The sequence below is a fragment of the Bacillus sp. AR4-2 genome (assembly GCF_008274865.1).
GTDB lineage: Bacteria > Bacillota > Bacilli > Bacillales > Bacillaceae_G > Bacillus_A > Bacillus_A cereus.
Window position 1 is genome coordinate 5,076,634 of the sequence record NZ_CP031062.1, and the last position, 19,138, is coordinate 5,095,771.

The following is a 19,138-nucleotide window of genomic DNA, read 5'->3' on the forward strand; positions in this document are numbered from 1 at the left end:
AACCTTTCTGTGTAAGTACAAGATTTAAAGCTTCTTATATCTTAACGATTTATTTTCGCTATTCTTTGGCAAATTCCTTCCTATTCTTTCTTATTTTACCGTTTCCTATTTTGTTATGCTACCCTACGATTTCACCTTTCTAAAAAAATAAATTATAATGAAAGCCGGCAAACACGTACGAAGGGAGTAACATTATGTTAAAAATTTTTTCAACTCAATTAAGTGGTTATTTCTCCAGAGTTTCTCAAAAAGAAGAAATGAATATAGAAGATAGCGCTCGTTTACTTGCTCAAGCACTAGTTGGCGATGGTTTCATTTATTTACATGGTACAAATGAAATGGAGGGCGTTGTTGCCGAGGCACTATTCGGTGCTGAACCAATGAAGCAAGCAAAACGCTTATTTGAAAATGGTAAAGAAGTAGAAGTAACTTCTGCAGATCGTGTACTTCTTATTAGCCGTTTTTCAACAGATGAAGCGGTTGTAGAAATTGCAAAAAAACTACAAGAAGAGGGACACTCTATTGTCGGCATTTCTGCTCTTCAAGAAGGTACGGAATCACTCGAACGATATACAGACGTACATATTGATACAAAACTGTTAAAAGGTCTTATTCCAGACGATGAAGGTAATCGCTACGGATTCCCAAGTTTAATAGTAGCTTTATTTGCTTATCACGGAATCAAATTTACAATCGATGAAATGTTAAATGAATATTAAAAAAAGCGCCTTATTTCAGGCGCTTTTTTTATTACTTGCTCTCTTTATTCGTAATAGAAGCTCTTACGAAGTCATGGAACAATGGTTGTGGACGGTTTGGACGAGAAACAAGTTCTGGGTGGAACTGTGCTGCCACGAACCAAGGGTGGTCTTTTAATTCAATGATTTCAACTAGACGGCCGTCTGGGCTTGTACCAGAGAATACAAATCCTTCTTTTTCCATATCAGGACGGAACTGGTTGTTGAACTCATAACGATGACGATGACGCTCATATACAACCGGCTCATTATAAGCATTGTAAGCATTTGTTTCTTCAGCAAGCTTACATGGGTATAGACCAAGACGAAGTGTACCACCTAGGTCCTCTACATCTTTTTGTTCTGGTAATAAGTCGATGATTGCATATGGTGTGTCAGGGTTGATTTCAGAAGAGTTAGCACCTTCTAAACCTAATACATTACGTGCGAATTCGATTGATGCAAGTTGCATACCTAAGCAAATTCCTAAGAATGGAACTTTGTTTTCACGAGCATATTGAATCGCAACGATTTTACCTTCTACACCACGATCGCCGAAGCCACCTGGTACAAGGATACCATCTGTATCGCCAACTAATTCTTTTACGTTTTCTGCTGTTACATGCTCAGCATTTACCCATTTTACTTCTACATCTGTGTCGAATGAGTAACCAGCATGACGAAGTGCTTCTACAACAGAAATATAAGCATCTTGAAGTTCTACATATTTACCAACAAGAGCGATTTTTGTTTTCTTAGAAAGATTACGCACTTTGTTAACTAGCGCAGTCCACTCTGTCATATCTGCAGCTGGATTGTCTAATTTTAAGTGATCACAAACGATTTGGTCCATGTTTTGTTCTTGAAGAGATAATGGAACCGCATATAAAGTATCTGCATCGCGAGCTTCGATAACTGCTTTTGTATCGATGTCACAGAATAATGCAAGCTTGTCTTTCATATCTTGAGAAACAGGCATTTCTGTACGAACAACGATAATGTTTGGTTGAATACCTAAGCTACGAAGTTCTTTAACACTATGTTGTGTTGGTTTTGTCTTCATTTCACCCGCTGCTTTTAAGTACGGGATTAACGTACAGTGAATGTACATTACATTGTCACGACCGATGTCGCTCTTAATTTGACGGATTGCTTCTAAGAATGGTAGAGACTCGATATCACCAACAGTTCCACCGATTTCTGTAATAACAACATCCGCATTTGTTTCACGGCCAGAACGATATACGCGCTCTTTAATTTCGTTAGTAATGTGAGGAATAACTTGAACTGTTCCTCCTAAATATTCACCGCGACGCTCTTTTTGAAGAACTGAAGAGTAAATTTTACCTGTTGTTACGTTGCTGTATTTGTTTAAGTTAATGTCGATGAAACGCTCATAGTGACCAAGGTCTAAGTCAGTTTCAGCGCCATCATCTGTTACGAATACCTCACCGTGTTGGTATGGGCTCATAGTCCCTGGGTCTACGTTAATGTATGGATCAAACTTTTGAATCGTTACGTTTAAACCACGATTTTTTAAAAGTCTTCCAAGAGATGCTGCTGTAATACCTTTTCCTAAAGACGATACTACACCGCCTGTTACAAAAATATACTTAGTCATGAAAAAGCTCCCTTCTATTTTGCTGTTATATAATCACCGTTGCAAAGCGCAACGTATGTAGATAACACTGTATCCATCTTATTGTTAGACTCTTTTTATTTTCTAAACAAAAAACAAAAAAGAAAATTGCTCCCCTCATCACAAAAAGTAATAAGTAGGGAGCAATTTTCTTTTATATTTACACTTTAAAAGTATTATCGTCCTTTTTTAAAGAGCCCAAAAATGATTCTACATGGACGATAATGAAAAGTCAAGAACTACAGTTCTTCCTCTTCTTCTTCTTCAGTTTCATCATACTCAAGTTCTTCTTCAGCGAAGTCGTCGTCATCTTCGTCTAAATCATCAAGATCGTCGTCATCTCCGTCTTCTTCTTCAAGAACCTTGTCCAAATCTTCTACATCGTCTTCATCTTCACTTACGTCTGCATCGTCGAAGTCATCTTCGTCTTCTTCAATGTAGTCGTCAAAACCGTCTTCTTCAACTTTACGTTTCTTCTTCGGTTTTGGTTGAGGCAAGATTTCTTCATCAATTTGCTCATATGGGTACCAGCTGCGTAGTCCCCAACGATTTTCTCCTAAATTAATGAAACGTCCATCGATGTTTAAGTCTGTATAAAATTGTGCGATTTTCGCATTAACTTGCTCTTGAGATAGTCCCAGCACTTGAGCGATTTCTTGAACCAACTCGTTGAATGTCGTTGCTTGTTTTTTATCCCCTAAAACGCTATGTACAACTTCAATCATTGAACATTCTTTTAGCTCTTCTGGTGAATATTGCTTAAAATCCACTTATGCGGCACTTCCTTTCATCAAATATAACCTTATATATAACGGCCTGCTTAAAAAAATCCATACTATTCATTATAAACAAAAGTCGCACAAATATGCTACAAAAAAAAACGGGAAACTTTTATAGGGTAGTAAAATTATAATTTGTCTGTTCCTTATTTCGGAAGCATATGGGCCCCTTGCAATACATACCTAATTTGCATTTCTGTATATTCTTCGAGCGTATACAGTTTTTGCAGCGCCCAGCGTCTAAATCCCCACATCTGTCCTTGTATAAAAATATTATGCGCAAGAAGCTGTATTTCTTTTTTATTTAATGTAAATGTTCCATTTTCCGTACACTGTTCTAAAATATTCTCGAACATTCCTACCATTTGAAACTCCTTTTCTAATACATACGGAAGTGATTCTTTCGGTAAAAAGCGTACCTCTTGATACATTATCAATACTTCTTCCTGTAATTCGTCCATCACTTTAAAGTAATTCGTTATTGCTATCTTTAAACTTTCTATACTCCCTTTTTCTGTACACACTACTTCCTCTAATCTTTCTTTTACATGTTCATATATACTATCACAAACTAAATATAAAACATCATCTTTGGTACGAATGTACTCATAAAGTGTCCCTATACTAAACCCAGCCGCTTTTGCAATCTCTCTCGTTGTTGTACGCGGAAATCCTTTTTGTTTAAACAGTTGCACCGCACCTTTAATCATTTGTTCACGTCTTAACGCAACTAATTTTTCATCTTTCACCGATGCATGCACATTATGTTTAACCATTCCCTTCACCTCTCTCTATTATTTTTTGGAAGGAAAAAGCGTAGGAAAATACCTACGCTTTCGTTCCTACTTCGTTAACATACGAGAAATTACAAGCCTCTGAATCTCTTGTGTTCCTTCATATATTTGTGTAATCTTTGCATCTCGCATATAACGCTCTACTGGATAATCTTTCGTATAACCGTAACCACCAAATACTTGCACCGCTTCAGTCGTCACCTTCATCGCTGCATCGCCTGCAAATACTTTTGACATCGCTGATTCTTTTCCATACGGAAGCCCTTCTGATTCAAGCCAAGCCGCTTGATATGTTAAAAGGCGTGCTGCTTCTACATCTGTTGCCATATCCGCAAGTTTAAAGCCAATCCCTTGCTGCGCCGCAATTGGTTTTCCAAACTGATGGCGCTCCCTTGCATATTCTACAGAAGCATCTAAAGCCCCTTGTGCAATCCCAACAGCTTGCGCCGCAATACCGTTACGACCTCCATCTAATGTTTGCATCGCAACTTTAAACCCTTGCCCCTCTCCTCCAAGTAGATTCTCTACAGGAATACGGCAATCTTCAAACATAATTTCAGTCGTTGGTGAAGAGCGAATCCCTAGCTTGCTCTCCTTCTTCCCAACTGAAAATCCCGGTGTATCACTTTCTACAATAAATGCACTCGTACCGCGCTGCTTCGATTCAGGATCAGTTAGCGCAAAAACAACATAAATATCAGCAATACCGCCATTTGTAATGAAAATTTTTGATCCATTTAAAATATAATGATCGCCATCTCTCTTTGCGATTGTCTTCATTCCACCAGCATCCGATCCAGATCCTGGTTCCGTTAAGCCGTATGCACCAATTTTCTTCCCTTCAGCCATCGGCCGTAAAAACTTTTGCTTTTGCTCTTCCGTCCCAAATTTAAAAATTGGCCATCCCGCAAGTGAAGTATGCGCAGACAGTGTTACACCTGTTGAAGCACAAACGCGAGATAATTCTTCAATAGCGATTACGTATGCTAAGTAATCGCTTCCAATTCCACCGTACTCTTCAGGCCATGGAATACCAGTTAAACCAAGCTCTGCCATTTGATCAAATAACTCTCGATCAAATCGCTCTTCTTCATCACGCTCAGCTGCTGTTGGTGCCACTTCATTTTTAGCAAAATCTCGAACCATTTTTCTTATCATTTCATGTTCTTCTGATAGTTTAAAATGCATCTCCGTCTCCCCCTCGCCCTTTTATAAAGCACGGCTAATAACAAGTTTCTGTATTTCACTTGTTCCTTCATATATTTGCGTAATTTTCGCATCACGGAAAAATCGTTCTACTGGATAGTCTTTCGTATAACCGTAACCACCAAATACTTGCACCGCCTCAATCGCGACTTCAACCGATGTCTTAGAAGCAAATAATTTCGCAATAGATGCTTCTTTACCGCATGGTAATCCTTGTGCCCTAAGAGATGCCGCTCTATATACGAGTAACCTTGCTGCCTCGACACTTGTTGCCATATCTGCAAGCTTGAAGCCAATCCCTTGCTGCGCCGCAATTGGCTTCCCGAATTGCTCTCTTTCTTTTGCATAATCAATTGCACAGCCAAGCGCCGCTTCAGCAATTCCTAAAGCCTGCGCACCGATTCCAATTCGCCCAACATCTAAATTCGCCATCGCCACTTTGAATCCTTGTCCTTCTTCCCCAAGTAAATTCTCAGCTGGCACTTTCATATCTTCAAAAGTAAGTTGTACTGTACGAGAACCGAGAAGTCCCATCTTATGTTCATCTTTTCCAATGATTAAACCAGGTGTATCTTTCTCTACTATAAATGCAGAAATACCACTTTTTCCTGCCTCTGGATTTGTAGAAGCGAATACAATGTATGTACTTGCTTCACCACCATTTGTAATAAACACTTTCGATCCATTAATAATATAATGATCACCTTTTTTCACAGCTCTTGATTTCAAACTCCCTGCATCTGATCCTGCATTTGGCTCTGTTAAAGCAAATGCACCTAAATATTCCCCGGTTGCAAGTTTAGAAACATATTTTTTCTTCTGTTCTTCTGTTCCAAAATATAAAATCGGATTCATTCCAACTGACGTATGTACAGCTAAAATTACACCAACTGTTGCACTTACCTTTGAGATTTCCTCAATTGCTAGAATGTAAGAAATAAAGTCCATTTCTGCCCCGCCGTATTTTGCAGGCGCTGGAATACCCATTAATCCAAGCTCACCCATCTTTTGCAAAATCTCTTTCGGGAACACCCCTTGTTCCATACTAGGAACAAAGGGAGCTATTTCCTTCTGTGCAAAATCCCGAACCATTTTCCTCATCATTTGCTGCTCTTCATTAAAACGAAAGTTCATATATTCCGCCTCCATTTGCTATATATCCTTTAAATAATTTGGTAAGACCACTATGTTGTAACAAAGGGGGCATTTATTCGTAAACGTAGAATCCACGACCTGTTTTACGCCCTAACCATCCTGCATTCACATACTTACGTAATAACGGACATGGGCGATATTTACTATCTCCTAATCCTTCATGCAACACTTCCATAATGTATAAACACGTATCTAAACCGATAAAATCGGCGAGTGTCAAAGGCCCCATCGGATGGTTCATACCAAGCTTCATGACTTCATCAATTGCTTCTTTCGTCGCTACACCTTCATATAACGTATAAATTGCTTCGTTAATCATCGGTAGCAAAATGCGATTTGATACAAAACCTGGGAAATCATTCACTTCAACTGGTACTTTCCCAATTTTTTTCGTAATATCTTCAATTGCTTCATATACCGCATCATCGGTAGCCAAACCACGAATAATTTCAACAAGCTTCATAACTGGAACTGGATTCATAAAGTGCATACCGATTACTTTTTCCGGACGCTTCGTTACCGCTGCAATTTCTGTAATTGGCAGAGATGACGTATTCGTCGCTAAAATTGCGTGTTCTGGAGCAATTTCATCTAGATTCGCAAAGATTTTCTTTTTAATATCCATTTTCTCAACAGCTGCTTCAATAATAAGATCCGCTTCTTTCACACAATCTAAATCAAGCGTTACTGTAAGACGATTTAATGTCGCTTCCTTCTCTTCTTCCTTCATGCGTCCTTTTTCTACTTGGCGCGCTAAGTTTTTCGTAATGATAGCCATTCCTCTATCTAATTGCTCTTGCTTTAAATCTTGTACCTTCACGTCATATCCTGCCATTGCACATACTTGTGCAATTCCTGATCCCATTTGCCCTGCACCAATTACAACAATGTTTTGTACACCCATTTTTTCTTCCCCCTTAATTGTTAATAAATTTTATACCCTCGAACTTTAATTAGTGGACTTCAATCATCACTGCGTCCCCTTGACCGCCACCGCTACAAATCGAAGCAATTCCAATTCCGCCGCCGCGCTGCTTAAGTGCATGGATTAGTGTAACGATAATGCGCGCTCCGCTTGCTCCAATTGGATGTCCCATCGCTACCGCGCCGCCATTTACATTCAATTTTTCCGGATCAATTCCTGCGATTTCTGTACTTGCAATTGCTACCGCTGCAAATGCTTCATTAATCTCGAATAAATCGATGTCTTCAATTTTCTTGCCTGTTTTTTCAAGCAATGCGTTAATTGCATAACCTGGCGTTCTTGGGAAATCTTTAGATTCCACTGCAATTGCTGTATGCGCCAAAATTGTCGCTAATGGCTTTCTTCCTTCTTGCTTCGCTCTGTCTTCGCTCATTAATACAAGTGCGGCACCACCATCATTTAGTCCCGGCGCATTACCAGCTGTCACCGTCGCTGTCTTATCAAATACAGGTTTTAACTTTGCTAACTTTTCAATCGTTGTATCTTCACGTGGCGCCTCATCCTTTGCAACGACAATAGGATCGCCTTTTCTTTGCGGAATCGTTACTGGCACGATTTCCTCTTCAAAACGCCCTTCTTTATGCGCTGAAACCGCACGCTGATGGCTACGATATGCCCATTCATCTTGCGCTTCGCGAGAAATTCCATCTTCCTTCGCAACTTCTCCGCCATAAACGCCCATGTGTGTACCTGAAAATGCGCATGTTAAACCGTCAGCAACGTTTAAATCAACAACTTCGTTATTGCCCATTCTGTATCCCCATCTTGCTCCGCGTAAAATGTAAGGACTGTTACTCATCGACTCCATACCGCCAGCTACAATTAGTGATTGATCGCCAGTACGAATAATCTGATCCGCCAACGTAACCGCACGAAGTCCTGATGCACAAACTTTATTCACTGTTTCCGTCTGCACTTCCCATGGGATTCCAGCAGCCCTTGCAGCTTGGCGCGATGGAATTTGCCCCTGTCCACCTTGAATAACCGTTCCAAATATAACTTCTTCAACATCACTAGCCGCAACATTTGCTCTTTCAAGCGCTGCTTTAATTGCAATTCCTCCAAGTTCCGCCGCTTTTACATCTTTTAAAGATCCTCCAAATTTTCCAACTGGTGTTCTTGCAGCACTTAAAATAACTGTTTTACTCATGTTTCTTTCCCCCATTTCATTTTTTAACACTGAGCGCTCGCTCGGTATCCCTACGTTGAGAAGAGGTGCAATCATTGCACCTCTTTCTAAAGTTGTATACATTCTTACAAACTACATCGCTTCTTTTTTCTGTCCGATAACAGATCGTTCTAAAATCTCTGTCACATCAAGAGTTTGAACCTTCTCTTCTACCTCTTTCGCTTTCGTTCCATCACTGATCATCGTTAAGCAATATGGACAACCTGTACCGATAATGGATGGCTGTACAGCTAATGCTTGTTCTGTACGAGCAACGTTAATACGTGAACCTGTTGTTTCTTCCATCCACATTAAGCCACCACCTGCGCCACAGCACATTCCCGTTTCACGGTTACGTGCCATTTCTACAAGATTCACTCCAGGAATCGCTTTCAAAATGTCACGTGGCGCTTCATACACTTCGTTGTATCTTCCTAAATAACAGGAATCATGGTACGTAACTGTTTCTTCAATAGCGTGAACAGGCTTTAAGCGCCCTTCTTTCACCCACTGAGCTAACAATTCTGTATGATGATAGACTTCTGCTTGCAAGCCAAAGTCCGGATACTCATTTTTAAATGTGTTATAAGCATGAGGATCAATCGTAACGATTTTCTTCACTCCTGCCTTTTCAAATTCTTCGATATTCTTTGTCGCCATCTCTTGGAATACAAATTCATTTCCAAGGCGGCGTGGTGTATCTCCAGAATTCTTTTCTTTATTACCGAGAATTGCGAATGAAATGCCTGCTTCGTTCATTAACTTCGCAAACGATATCGCAATCTTCTGACTACGATTGTCGTATGATCCCATTGAACCAACCCAGAATAAATACTCGAATTCCTCCCCAGCTTTTGATTTTTCTTTTACAGTTGGAACTGTTACTTCGTCATCACCTTGGCGCCATGTTTCACGCTCTTTACGGTTCAGCCCCCACGGATTTCCTTGACGCTCGATATTTGTCATCGCGCGTTGTGCTTCCGCGTCCATTTTTCCTTCAGTCAAAACGAGATATCGACGTAAGTCAATAATTTTGTCAACATGCTCATTCATAACTGGGCATTGATCTTCACAGTTACGGCACGTTGTACATGCCCAGATCTCTTCTTCTGTAATAACATCTCCGATTAAACTCGGATCGTAAGCGAGCGTTGTAGACGCTGATTCTTGTTGCCCTTTTCCAGCTGCCATCATCGCTAACTGATTTCCTTGTGTATTATTGAAGGCAACTACTGGAACCCACGGTGCTTTTGATGTTACCGCAGCTCCTTTATCAGTTAAATGATCGCGAAGTTTTAAAATTAAGTCCATCGGTGATAACATTTTTCCTGTTCCTGTTGCCGGACACATATTTGTACAACGGCCACACTCTACACAAGCGTATAAGTCAATAAGTTGATTTTGTCTAAAGTCTTCAATTTTACCAACACCAAATGTTTCTTGCGTTTCATCTTCAAAATCAATCTTTTCAAGCTTCCCTGGGTTTGAAAGACGACCGAAGAATACATTAGCTGGTCCTGCAATTAAATGCGCATGTTTTGATTGTGGAACATACACTAAAAACGTTAACAAAATTAGTAAATGCACCCACCAAGAAAAATAGAACACTGAAATGGCTACGGTTTCATTTATCCCGCTAAAAACGTAAGCGATTGCAGAAGCAATTGGTTCACTCCATGAAAGCTCCTCGCCATGCCATATAAGTCCCATACCGTTACCAAGTAGCACAGAAATCATTAAGCCACCGATAAAGATAAGAACAAGACCTGATTTGAAGTTACGTTTTAAACGAACAAGCTTTTCTACATAACGTCTATGAAAAGCCCAAAATACTGCAATTAAAATAACAAGTGTGACAATTTCCTGGAAGAATGTAAATGCAGGGTATAGTGGTCCAAGTGGAAGATGTGATCCTGGTGCGAGTCCTTTCCAAACGAAGTCAATTGCTCCAAATTGGACAAGAATAAATCCGTAAAAGAACATAACGTGAATGATGCCGCTTTTCTTATCTTTCAGCAGCTTTTTCTGACCGAAAACATTGACCTTAAGGAGATCCCAACGCTCTTTAAAACGACGGTCAAATTCAATTTTTTTTCCTAATTGTATGTAGGCCATTCTCGTCCGTATAAGATATACAAACAAATATCCTGCATAAGCAATAACAGCAATGGCAGCCAGCCAATTAATGATCAGTAAGCTATTCATTTTTATGCTACCCCTCTCTTCGTAAGCCTTCTTTCTTTTTTGAATCTTCAAAAATATATAATTTTCTGAATTATATCCCCTATCCCCATTATATAATGAGTGAGCATTCAGTCAACAGTTTTTTGTTATAGAACAACACATTTTTTCATAAAGCTGTTTATTTCGGTGAAACTATAAAGTGAAACTTTAATCAGCAGGGGGGGTTCATCCCCCGCTGATTATTAGTTGAACCAATCGGGCTTTTACGGGCAGTTGATTTCCAAACTAGCTTCTGCTTATTCATCAATTTTTGAAATAGGAAGCTTACTGCCCGTTAAAGCGGGATAAAGTGACACTTTAACCAGTACAAGATCTATCCTCTAAAGAAATTTATAATAACAGCCGTGCTACCCGTATCATTTGTAACACACTGAAGGTGAAAAGAATGCGAAGGAGGGAATTCACTAATGCTCTACTTATCTCTTTTGTTAATATCCGTTGCTCTTTGGATTACAATTGACCTTTCATACGGGAGACTTCTTCATTTAAAACGAGTAAGCTCTCGCACTTTCCCTTTACGTCAAAGTGATTTTCACCTTTATACATACGGGAAAGATTTGTATGACGCTTTATTTACTGATATAAAACAAGCACAGCATCACATTCATATTTTATTCTTCATTGTAAAAAACGATAAAATCAGTCGTGAATTTTTAAAATTGCTGATTGATAAGGCTCAGGAAGGAATTGAAGTACGACTTTTACTTGATCGATTTGGCAGCCATTCTTTATCAAACGAAGCTATTCGCTCCCTGCAAAAACATGGTGTATCTTTTTCATTTTGTCATAAGGTAAAATTTCCTCTGCCTTTCTTTTCTGCCAATCAACGAAATCATAGGAAAATTACAGTGATTGATGGGAAAACCGGCTATATCGGGGGATTTAATATCGGTGAAGAGTATCTAGGGCATAATGAATATTTAGGATTATGGCGAGACTACCATTTACGTCTTACAGGAGAAGGGGTTCAAGATTTACAAAAGCAATTTTTGCATGACTGGTTTGATGATACGAAACAAAATTTATTAGATGCTTCTCTTTATTTTCCAAAACAAAACCCAGGTACCATCCTGCATCAATTTATTCCGACTGATGGGGCTTATTTACAGCATACTTTTTTACATTTAATTAACGCGGCAAAAAAAGAAATCTGTATCGGTACACCATATTTCATTCCTGGAAAAAAAATTATGAATGCCTTATTAAAAGCAAGAGAAAGAGGGGTTCAAATCACAATTCTTGTTCCAGAAAAAGCTGATCACCCTCTTGTTCGAGAAGCCAAATTTCCGTACTGCCGAAAATTAATACAGGCTGGTTGCAATATTTATGCATTTCAACAAGGTTTTTTTCACGCCAAAATTATTATAGTAGACGATGATATTTGCGATATCGGAACAGCAAACTTTGATATGAGAAGTTTATATATTAACCATGAAATAAACTGCCTGTTATATAATAAACATTTCATTCAAACAGTAAAAAAGAAATTCCATGAAGATCTAGAGAATGCATCTGTACTTTCCTATAGCGATGTAAACCCGCCTTCTCTTATCGATAGAGGAAAGGAATGGATTGGAACAATGTTTGCTTTCTTTTTATAGGAAAGACAATGAATAAAAGAGGTGTATCTCATATGCTTATACGGTTTGGATATGTCTCACATGCAATGGCACTCTGGGACTGTTCTCCTGCCAAAACAATGACGTTTACAAGCTTTAAGAAACTCAGCAAGCAAGAGCGAGAAGACAAACTGTACCATGTTACAAGGCAAAATTTAGAGCACACAATACGTATCCTTCATTACAATATAGCGCATGAAATCCCACTATATCGCCTATCGTCTTCCATCGTCCCACTTGCAACACATCCCGAAGTCGAGTTTGACTATATTGGGGTGTTCACACCACTTTGGCGTAAAATAGGGGCTTTAATTAAAGAACACAATTTACGAATAAGTTTTCATCCAAATCAATTTACGCTATTTACAAGCGACAAGCCACATATTACTACTAACGCTATTACGGATATGACTTATCATTATAAAATATTGGATGCTATAGGCATTGCAGATTCTTCTTACATTAATATTCATGTAGGTGGAGCCTATGGAAATAAAGAAAAGGCAATTGAGCGCTTCCATGAAAACATAAAAAAACTTCCTACACATATAAAAAAACAAATGACTCTTGAAAATGATGATAAAACCTATACAACCGCTGAAACTTTATCAATTTGCCAAAAAGAAAATATTCCATTTGTATTTGATTATCATCATCATATGGCCAATCTTTGCGAGGAACCACTAGAAGAGTTGCTTCCTGCAATTTTTGAAACTTGGTCACATACAAATATCTCTCCTAAAGTTCACATTTCCTCCCCGAGATCGGAAAAAGAATTTAGGGCTCATGCTGAATATATCGATTTAGAGTTTATTAAGCCTTTCTTACACATTGCAAAAAAACACAATCATAATTTCGATATTATGATTGAAAGTAAACAAAAAGACTTAGCATTATTCCAATTAATAGATGAACTTTCTGCTATAAGAGGAATTAAAAGAATAAGTGGTGCAATGTTACAGTGGTAAATTGTAACTTTGCACCATTTTTTCAAAAAAGTAATTTTTATAGTAAAAAACATCCTATTTTATATGCTATTATTTAAATTAGCATTCCCTCGAGATTCAACTTTATTGAAACGGAGTCATAATATGATTAATCAAAAAAAATATGTACAATTTGTCATAATATACATATCTATATTTGCTCTTTGGATACTCTTTATTCCAAATGAGTCGCATATAAAGGAAATTGGAATTCTTTTCTTATTCTGTTTCGCTGCACTTTTTTCTTGTCACTGTTTATATAAAGCTATTAAGAGAATGAAACGCAGTGATAAACTATTTTGGATTTTATTACTATGTACTTGCCTATGTGGATTAGTTATGGAGATAACCCTATTTCTTAGTTCACTTTCTATACATGATCAATCTATATTTTCATATAAAGCATTACCTTTTTTTATCATACAATATATTTTGCTCTTTGTTGGATTTGCTATAAAGTTTATAAAAAATTATTCTATTAAGGGGCTTTCTCAATTTTCATTCGATAGCATCTTTATTATTATTATGAACATTTATTTCACCTTAACTTTTATCTTAGACCTTTCAAGCTTCCGCATGTTAACAAAGGATACTTGGATTTTAATTGGGTATTTCATTGCACAATCATTAGTAATTTACGCCGTTATTAGCCTATATAGAAGAGAACAATATTCTTCTAGTAGAATTGCATTAATTATCGGTTTCACTATTATACTCGTATACGGTTATATTCATCTGTTTCAATTGAATTTTGGGATGAAAACTTCTGCTGAAATTAATTATTTAATACACACTGCTTCTATTTTATTAATTGGACTTTCTTCCATACTATATATTTTAGATAAACCAATGCAGCATGAAACGAAAACAAAATATTATCGATTCGATTATGTACGTTTTATACTACCTTATTTTAGTATAATTATTACTTTTTCTTTTATTATCATTCAACCTTGGGATGATAAATTCATGTTAATCGGTCTCGTATTATCACTTATTTTGTTATTCTTGCGGCAACTTTACATGTGGAAAGATAATCAAGCACTAATTCATACATATGAACAGTTGACTACACAACTAGAGGACGAAGTTGAAGAAGGTGCATTTGCATTATCAAAAAGTGAACAACGTTATAAATCTTTATTCGAGGACCATCCCGATGCCGTTTTCTCTTTAAATATGAATGGCATTTTTCAACAATCTAATAAGGCGTGCGAAAGCTTATTTACTGCCTATTATTGCGAAGTGGCAAGCTATTCTCTGGTACACTTCATTGATTCAAAAGACCACGAACTACTAAAGAAGGCTTTACAAATTACAAAGGAAGGTAGGCCACAAACGTTAGAAGTTCGTACAAAAGAACAAGAAGGCTATTATTATTATCTCCATATTACACTTATCCCTACTTTTATAAACAAAGAAGTGGTCGGAATGTTTGGGATAGCACGTGATATTACCACCTTATATGAAAAACAAAAACAAGTAGAACATTTAGCCTTTCACGATGCACTTACTGGATTACCAAATCGTCGAAAGTTCGAAAAAGATTTAAAAGCCATTTTAAATATAGCCCAAACTAACGCAAATGATGTCGCCGTCATATTCCTTGATTTAGATCGATTTAAAAAAATTAACGATAGACTTGGCCATGACGTTGGAGATTTATTATTAATTGAAGTAGCAAAAAGATTACGCGGTTGCTTGCGTTCAAAAGATATCGTCGCTCGCCAAGGTGGAGATGAGTTTACAATTCTATTACCAGAAATGTACTCAGAAAAAAGTGCAATTTTTATAGCTGAACAGATTTTAACTATTTTAAACAAACCATTCTTCATTCAAGGCGAAGAACTCTCTATTACACCAAGTATCGGAATTGCGATGTACCCTGATTATGGAACTGATGTAAATGAGTTAATGAAAAATGCTGATATGGCTATGTATCGTGCGAAAGCAAATGGAAAAAACAGATTTGTTTTCTTCTCAAAAGAAATGAGTATCGCTCAAAATGAAATTCAATTCTTAGAAGGTGAACTTTCAAAAGCATTACAACAAAATGAATTTTTCCTTGAATACCAGCCACAAGTAAGCACAAAAACAAAACAAATTATCGGTTTTGAAGCATTAATACGTTGGAAGCATCCAAAACTCGGTATCGTATCTCCTGCCCAATTTATCCCTCTAGCAGAGGAAACTGGTTTTATTATTGAACTTGGCAATTGGATTTTACGTACTGCTTGTTTAGAGGCAAAAAGATGGCATAATCAAGGTTTCTCTCACTTAAAAGTTGGTGTAAATCTATCTGTTGTTCAATTTAACCATGCAGATTTAATCCCAACTATTTCAAAGGTATTGGAAGAAACAGAACTGAAACCAGAAGCACTAGATATTGAAATTACGGAAAGCATCGCAATTAATCAAAATCAATCTGTAGTTGCAAAACTCGAACAACTTCAAAATCTCGGTATTCAAATTTCAATCGACGACTTTGGAACTGGTTATAGTTCTTTAGCTTATTTAACAAAATATCCAATCAACACATTAAAAATCGCTCGAGAGTTTATTTGTGGAATTACAACTAGCCCTTTAGAAGAAGCAATTGTCTCTTCCATTATTACACTATCAAAACAACTAAATTTAAAAGTGATTGCAGAAGGTGTAGAAACGGAAGAAGAATGGGAATTTTTACATAAACAAAATTGTGATCACATTCAAGGATTCTTTATTAGCAAACCTGTTTCTAGTAAAGACGTTTGGATGTTACTCCATAAAAAAACAACCGTCTAAGTAAGACGGTTGTTTTTTTTTAAAACTCAAAAGGCATATCTGAAGCTAATTGTACCTCTTGATCATCATGAGAAATTACTTGGCTTTTCTCTAAAGCTGTATCCGCTAATGAAATACCCCATGTCATTGCTAACGTTAATAGACTACCGATAAGTAGTTTCTTCATATTCCATCACCCACATTTTTTCTTTTAATATATCATGAAAATTTATCCATACATTATGCAATTATGCATATTTAGTTTTTGCGTTATTTTATTTCGTCATTTTTTTCATAAACTTTTCTTTATACGTATGCATTTCTAGTATATCAAAAAAGAAATAAGCTTTTTCATAAGCTTCTTCACTCTCTACCTCATCGTAGCCTAGCTTTTCTAAACATTCACCTTTTTGATAGTATAGCTGCCCAATCAATGCCATACTATTAATTCGACACGATATTTCAATAGCTTTATTTATTTGATAAAGAGCCTCTTCATATTGATTATCTAAGTATAATGTTTTCGCATAATTATGTCTTACCTTCACATCAAACTCTTTATTTTCAGGTAATGCCTCTAATTGCTTTAATATACCTTCAAATAACTCCATGCCCTTCTTAAAGTAACCATTTTCAGCATAAATATTTGCAATTGCATTCTCTATATAAAGATTTTGGTACACATCAATCCCAGTTAATTGTTGATTTAACAATTTTTTCAATTCTAAAATACAATATTCATAATCACTTTTCTTCAATACATACGCTGCTACATGATATTGCCATTGAAGAAATTGCTGAAACTCAGGATGATATTCTTCCTTTTTCAACTCATTCCATACTTTATTATAAATTTCTTTATATTTCTTTTGCTTACAAAGCATAATGATTTGATCTTTTAACTGCTTTTTCCTCTCAATATCGGAATAAATGAGTACCTCATAAAAATGAATAATGGGAACTTGTAACTTTGCTGCAATACCTTGCAATATATCCATACTTGGGTATACCGCACCCGATTCAATTCTGCTCACTTCCGATTGATGACATATGTTCTCGGATAACTGTTTTTGTGTTAATCCTCTCAACACTCTAATTTTCTTAATTTCACTTCCTAATTTCTCTGCGTGCATACTTACTCACCATCCCATTATAACAATCTAATTTGTTAAGTTGTCATACCACTACAATAATGTGAATTCGACAATTTTTGATATGAAATAATGCATAATATATATAAAATTCGGCAAATTTTTCATACAATTCATCTCACATACAATAATAGATTAGGAGTGTTATAGATGAATTATAGAAAACTTGCTAGTGCTTTCGTTACATTCGGTCTTCTTTGCCCTTTATCAACAGAAGCTATTCATGCTCAAGAATTAGACAAAAGTGCAGTCAAAGTTGAAATTGCTCAGCCTGGTTTAACAATCGGGAAATTAACACAACCTCAAAATGATACGAAAGAAAATATTGCTAAAAAGTATTTAAAAGGTGAGGTAAATGGGGCGAAAGCTCAACAAGAACAAGTCACTACTGAAAAAAATGTAGATTTCCAACCTACCAATAAAGAAACCAAAGAAAATCAAACCGAAGTTCGCCTTGCACAAACATATAAAAACTATAAAGTATATGGCCAAGATCTCATTGTAAAAGTAGATAAAAATGGAGTGATCACAACTGTTAGTGGTAAAGTTGTTCAAAATTTAAATCAACAACCTAATCTTACTATAACAAATTTTTTGTCGAAAAATGAAGTAAAATCTAAATTACGCGATATAGTTCAAATTCCAAGCGATGCAGTTGAGACTGAATTCTCTAGCGAAACCGTTGTTTATAAGAAAAAAGATGGCTATTATACATTCGCAACTGTTATTACATTTACTTATGAAAACAATGAACAAATTATAAACGGCAATGCTATCGTTGATTTAAAAACTGGCGAAGTACTTTTTCAAGAAAAATTTATTAAAAACAAAGAGAATAAGACTATAAATCAAGTAACATCACCTAGATTATCCCCTGCAAGTGAGCAAGGAACTGGAAAAAATGCACTTCAAGAAAACATCTCTTTCAATATTGCCAAAGGAACTGATGGAAAATTTTATTTAGCGGATTTATCACGCGGAAATGGTATTTATATTTATAATGCAAACTACGCCGATTCCCTCGGAGGATATAGTCAAGCTGGTTATCCAGGGACACTAATTTCAAGTAGTACTCCTAATTTTGCAGATAAAGAAGCCGCGGGCGCTATGAAGAACATGAGTGATATTTACGATTACTTTAAGAAAGAACATAATCTAAAAAGTTACGACAATAAAGATTCAAAAGTTGTTGCTAGTGTACACGGTTTTGATTCTACTGAAGTTAGTGATGGTGTAAAAGAAGACTATGTAAATGCATTTTGGCATCCCGCTTGGAACCAAATGGTATTTGGTGATGGTTTAGACGGAAAACTAACATCCGCTCTTGATGTAACAGCTCATGAATTTGGACATGCTGTATTCAGTGGCACGACGAAAAATAAAGTTGTGAGATATCCAAGCGCTGAAACATCTGCACTAAACGAGGGATTAGCGGATTTCTGGGGTACACAAATCGAATATTACGTAAAGAAAGATAAAGGAAACTGGATTATGGGCGATACATTAGGTGGCCTAACAATTCGTGATATCCCAAGGGAAATTGGTGACGGCGGTCATAAACTATATACAAATTTACAAGATTTCTATAACGATGGTAATAATCAAGAATCACACGTGAATTCTGGTATTATCAGTCACGTATTATATCAATTAGCTGAAGGTAAAACATATAACGGTATTGCTGTTCAAAAACAAGGAAATGAAAAAGTAAGTAAAGTTGTTATGCGTGCATTGCAAAATTATGCAACTTCCGCTGAAGACTTTGAATCACTTCAATCTCATATCGTACAAGCTGCAAAAGATTTATATGGCACTGCCGTATCAAATGAATTTGCAAAGGCATTTGAAGCACACGGTTACAAACCGTTACAAAAAGTAAATCAAGTAATAGAAGTACAATAATTATAAAAAG

15 protein-coding genes are annotated in these 19,138 nt (G+C 36.7%); 5 read left to right on the forward strand and 10 right to left on the reverse strand.

The features are described 5' to 3' along the window. Positions 1-194 precede the first annotated feature (194 nt). Positions 195-719: a DUF2529 domain-containing protein gene (locus DN399_RS26335; protein ID WP_000912404.1), complete on the forward strand. Its 525-nt coding sequence runs from the start codon at positions 195-197 to the stop codon at positions 717-719. A 31-nt stretch (positions 720-750) separates the two neighbouring features. Here DN399_RS26335 and pyrG read toward each other — a convergent pair whose 3' ends face one another. The 8 genes from pyrG to DN399_RS26375 all read right to left on the reverse strand — a co-directional run bounded on the left by pyrG (position 751) and on the right by DN399_RS26375 (position 10,668). Beyond that, positions 751-2,358, reverse strand: a complete 1,608-nt coding sequence (gene pyrG / locus DN399_RS26340) for a CTP synthase (RefSeq protein ID WP_000170460.1) — start codon at positions 2,356-2,358, stop codon at positions 751-753. Positions 2,359-2,615: 257 nt separating this feature from the next. After that, entirely contained in the window at positions 2,616-3,146 is a 531-nt protein-coding gene (gene rpoE / locus DN399_RS26345; RefSeq protein WP_000346280.1) for a DNA-directed RNA polymerase subunit delta, read from the reverse strand. 155 nt (positions 3,147-3,301) lie between these two features. Further along, on the reverse strand, positions 3,302-3,931 hold the full coding sequence (locus tag DN399_RS26350; protein ID WP_000238599.1) for a TetR/AcrR family transcriptional regulator: 630 nt from the start codon (positions 3,929-3,931) through the stop codon (positions 3,302-3,304). Positions 3,932-3,997: 66 nt separating this feature from the next. Then, a complete protein-coding gene (acdA, locus tag DN399_RS26355; RefSeq protein WP_000545545.1) occupies positions 3,998-5,137 on the reverse strand; it encodes an acyl-CoA dehydrogenase AcdA in 1,140 nt (379 codons plus the stop codon). Between the two features lie 21 nt (positions 5,138-5,158). Next, a complete protein-coding gene (locus DN399_RS26360) occupies positions 5,159-6,289 on the reverse strand; it encodes an acyl-CoA dehydrogenase (RefSeq protein WP_149150083.1) in 1,131 nt (376 codons plus the stop codon). A 73-nt stretch (positions 6,290-6,362) separates the two neighbouring features. Further along, positions 6,363-7,214: a 3-hydroxybutyryl-CoA dehydrogenase gene (locus tag DN399_RS26365; RefSeq protein WP_000538880.1), complete on the reverse strand. Its 852-nt coding sequence runs from the start codon at positions 7,212-7,214 to the stop codon at positions 6,363-6,365. A gap of 49 nt (positions 7,215-7,263) precedes the next feature. Continuing rightward, positions 7,264-8,547 (reverse strand): acetyl-CoA C-acetyltransferase, encoded by a 1,284-nt coding sequence (locus tag DN399_RS26370; RefSeq protein WP_002025101.1) that lies wholly within the window; start codon positions 8,545-8,547, stop codon positions 7,264-7,266. A 9-nt stretch (positions 8,548-8,556) separates the two neighbouring features. Continuing rightward, positions 8,557-10,668 (reverse strand): (Fe-S)-binding protein, encoded by a 2,112-nt coding sequence (locus DN399_RS26375; RefSeq protein WP_001086776.1) that lies wholly within the window; start codon positions 10,666-10,668, stop codon positions 8,557-8,559. A 446-nt stretch (positions 10,669-11,114) separates the two neighbouring features. On the opposite strand from DN399_RS26375, the gene cls reads away from it, so the two are divergent. From cls to DN399_RS26390, 3 genes are all read left to right on the forward strand, one after another. Then, complete coding sequence (gene cls, locus DN399_RS26380) at positions 11,115-12,308, forward strand: cardiolipin synthase (RefSeq protein ID WP_000966423.1); 1,194 nt, start codon at positions 11,115-11,117, stop codon at positions 12,306-12,308. Positions 12,309-12,340: 32 nt separating this feature from the next. Continuing rightward, entirely contained in the window at positions 12,341-13,294 is a 954-nt protein-coding gene (gene uvsE / locus DN399_RS26385; protein WP_061113780.1) for a UV DNA damage repair endonuclease UvsE, read from the forward strand. A gap of 123 nt (positions 13,295-13,417) precedes the next feature. Further along, positions 13,418-16,096 carry a DUF4084 domain-containing protein gene (locus DN399_RS26390; RefSeq protein ID WP_149150084.1) on the forward strand — a complete coding sequence of 893 codons (2,679 nt, stop codon included), beginning with the start codon at positions 13,418-13,420 and terminating at the stop codon, positions 16,094-16,096. 19 nt (positions 16,097-16,115) lie between these two features. On the opposite strand, the gene DN399_RS26395 is transcribed toward DN399_RS26390, so the two are convergent. Then, complete coding sequence (locus tag DN399_RS26395) at positions 16,116-16,262, reverse strand: quorum-sensing peptide PapR (protein WP_000734744.1); 147 nt, start codon at positions 16,260-16,262, stop codon at positions 16,116-16,118. Positions 16,263-16,350: 88 nt separating this feature from the next. Next, positions 16,351-17,208, reverse strand: coding sequence for a helix-turn-helix domain-containing protein (locus DN399_RS26400; protein WP_000542908.1), 858 nt, complete (start codon positions 17,206-17,208; stop codon positions 16,351-16,353). Positions 17,209-17,376: 168 nt separating this feature from the next. Here DN399_RS26400 and DN399_RS26405 point away from each other — a divergent pair, with 168 nt between their 5' ends. Next, positions 17,377-19,128: a M4 family metallopeptidase gene (locus tag DN399_RS26405; protein ID WP_001109511.1), complete on the forward strand. Its 1,752-nt coding sequence runs from the start codon at positions 17,377-17,379 to the stop codon at positions 19,126-19,128. The last annotated feature ends 10 nt before the right edge of the window (positions 19,129-19,138 follow it).

What these genes read in the sequence shown, in the direction of transcription:
- DN399_RS26405 (WP_001109511.1), top strand. Translation starts at nt 17,377, where the DNA reads ATGAATTATAGAAAACTTGCTAGTGCTTTCGTTACATTCGGTCTTCTT.
- DN399_RS26350 (WP_000238599.1), bottom strand. Translation starts at nt 3,931, where the DNA reads ATGGTTAAACATAATGTGCATGCATCGGTGAAAGATGAAAAATTAGTT.
- DN399_RS26400 (WP_000542908.1), bottom strand. Translation starts at nt 17,208, where the DNA reads ATGCACGCAGAGAAATTAGGAAGTGAAATTAAGAAAATTAGAGTGTTG.
- DN399_RS26360 (WP_149150083.1), bottom strand. Translation starts at nt 6,289, where the DNA reads ATGAACTTTCGTTTTAATGAAGAGCAGCAAATGATGAGGAAAATGGTT.
- uvsE (WP_061113780.1), top strand. Translation starts at nt 12,341, where the DNA reads ATGCTTATACGGTTTGGATATGTCTCACATGCAATGGCACTCTGGGAC.
- DN399_RS26370 (WP_002025101.1), bottom strand. Translation starts at nt 8,547, where the DNA reads ATGTATACAACTTTAGAAAGAGGTGCAATGATTGCACCTCTTCTCAAC.
- pyrG (WP_000170460.1), bottom strand. Translation starts at nt 2,358, where the DNA reads ATGACTAAGTATATTTTTGTAACAGGCGGTGTAGTATCGTCTTTAGGA.
- DN399_RS26365 (WP_000538880.1), bottom strand. Translation starts at nt 7,214, where the DNA reads ATGGGTGTACAAAACATTGTTGTAATTGGTGCAGGGCAAATGGGATCA.
- DN399_RS26395 (WP_000734744.1), bottom strand. Translation starts at nt 16,262, where the DNA reads ATGAAGAAACTACTTATCGGTAGTCTATTAACGTTAGCAATGACATGG.
- DN399_RS26335 (WP_000912404.1), top strand. Translation starts at nt 195, where the DNA reads ATGTTAAAAATTTTTTCAACTCAATTAAGTGGTTATTTCTCCAGAGTT.
- DN399_RS26390 (WP_149150084.1), top strand. Translation starts at nt 13,418, where the DNA reads ATGATTAATCAAAAAAAATATGTACAATTTGTCATAATATACATATCT.
- acdA (WP_000545545.1), bottom strand. Translation starts at nt 5,137, where the DNA reads ATGCATTTTAAACTATCAGAAGAACATGAAATGATAAGAAAAATGGTT.
- DN399_RS26375 (WP_001086776.1), bottom strand. Translation starts at nt 10,668, where the DNA reads ATGAATAGCTTACTGATCATTAATTGGCTGGCTGCCATTGCTGTTATT.
- cls (WP_000966423.1), top strand. Translation starts at nt 11,115, where the DNA reads ATGCTCTACTTATCTCTTTTGTTAATATCCGTTGCTCTTTGGATTACA.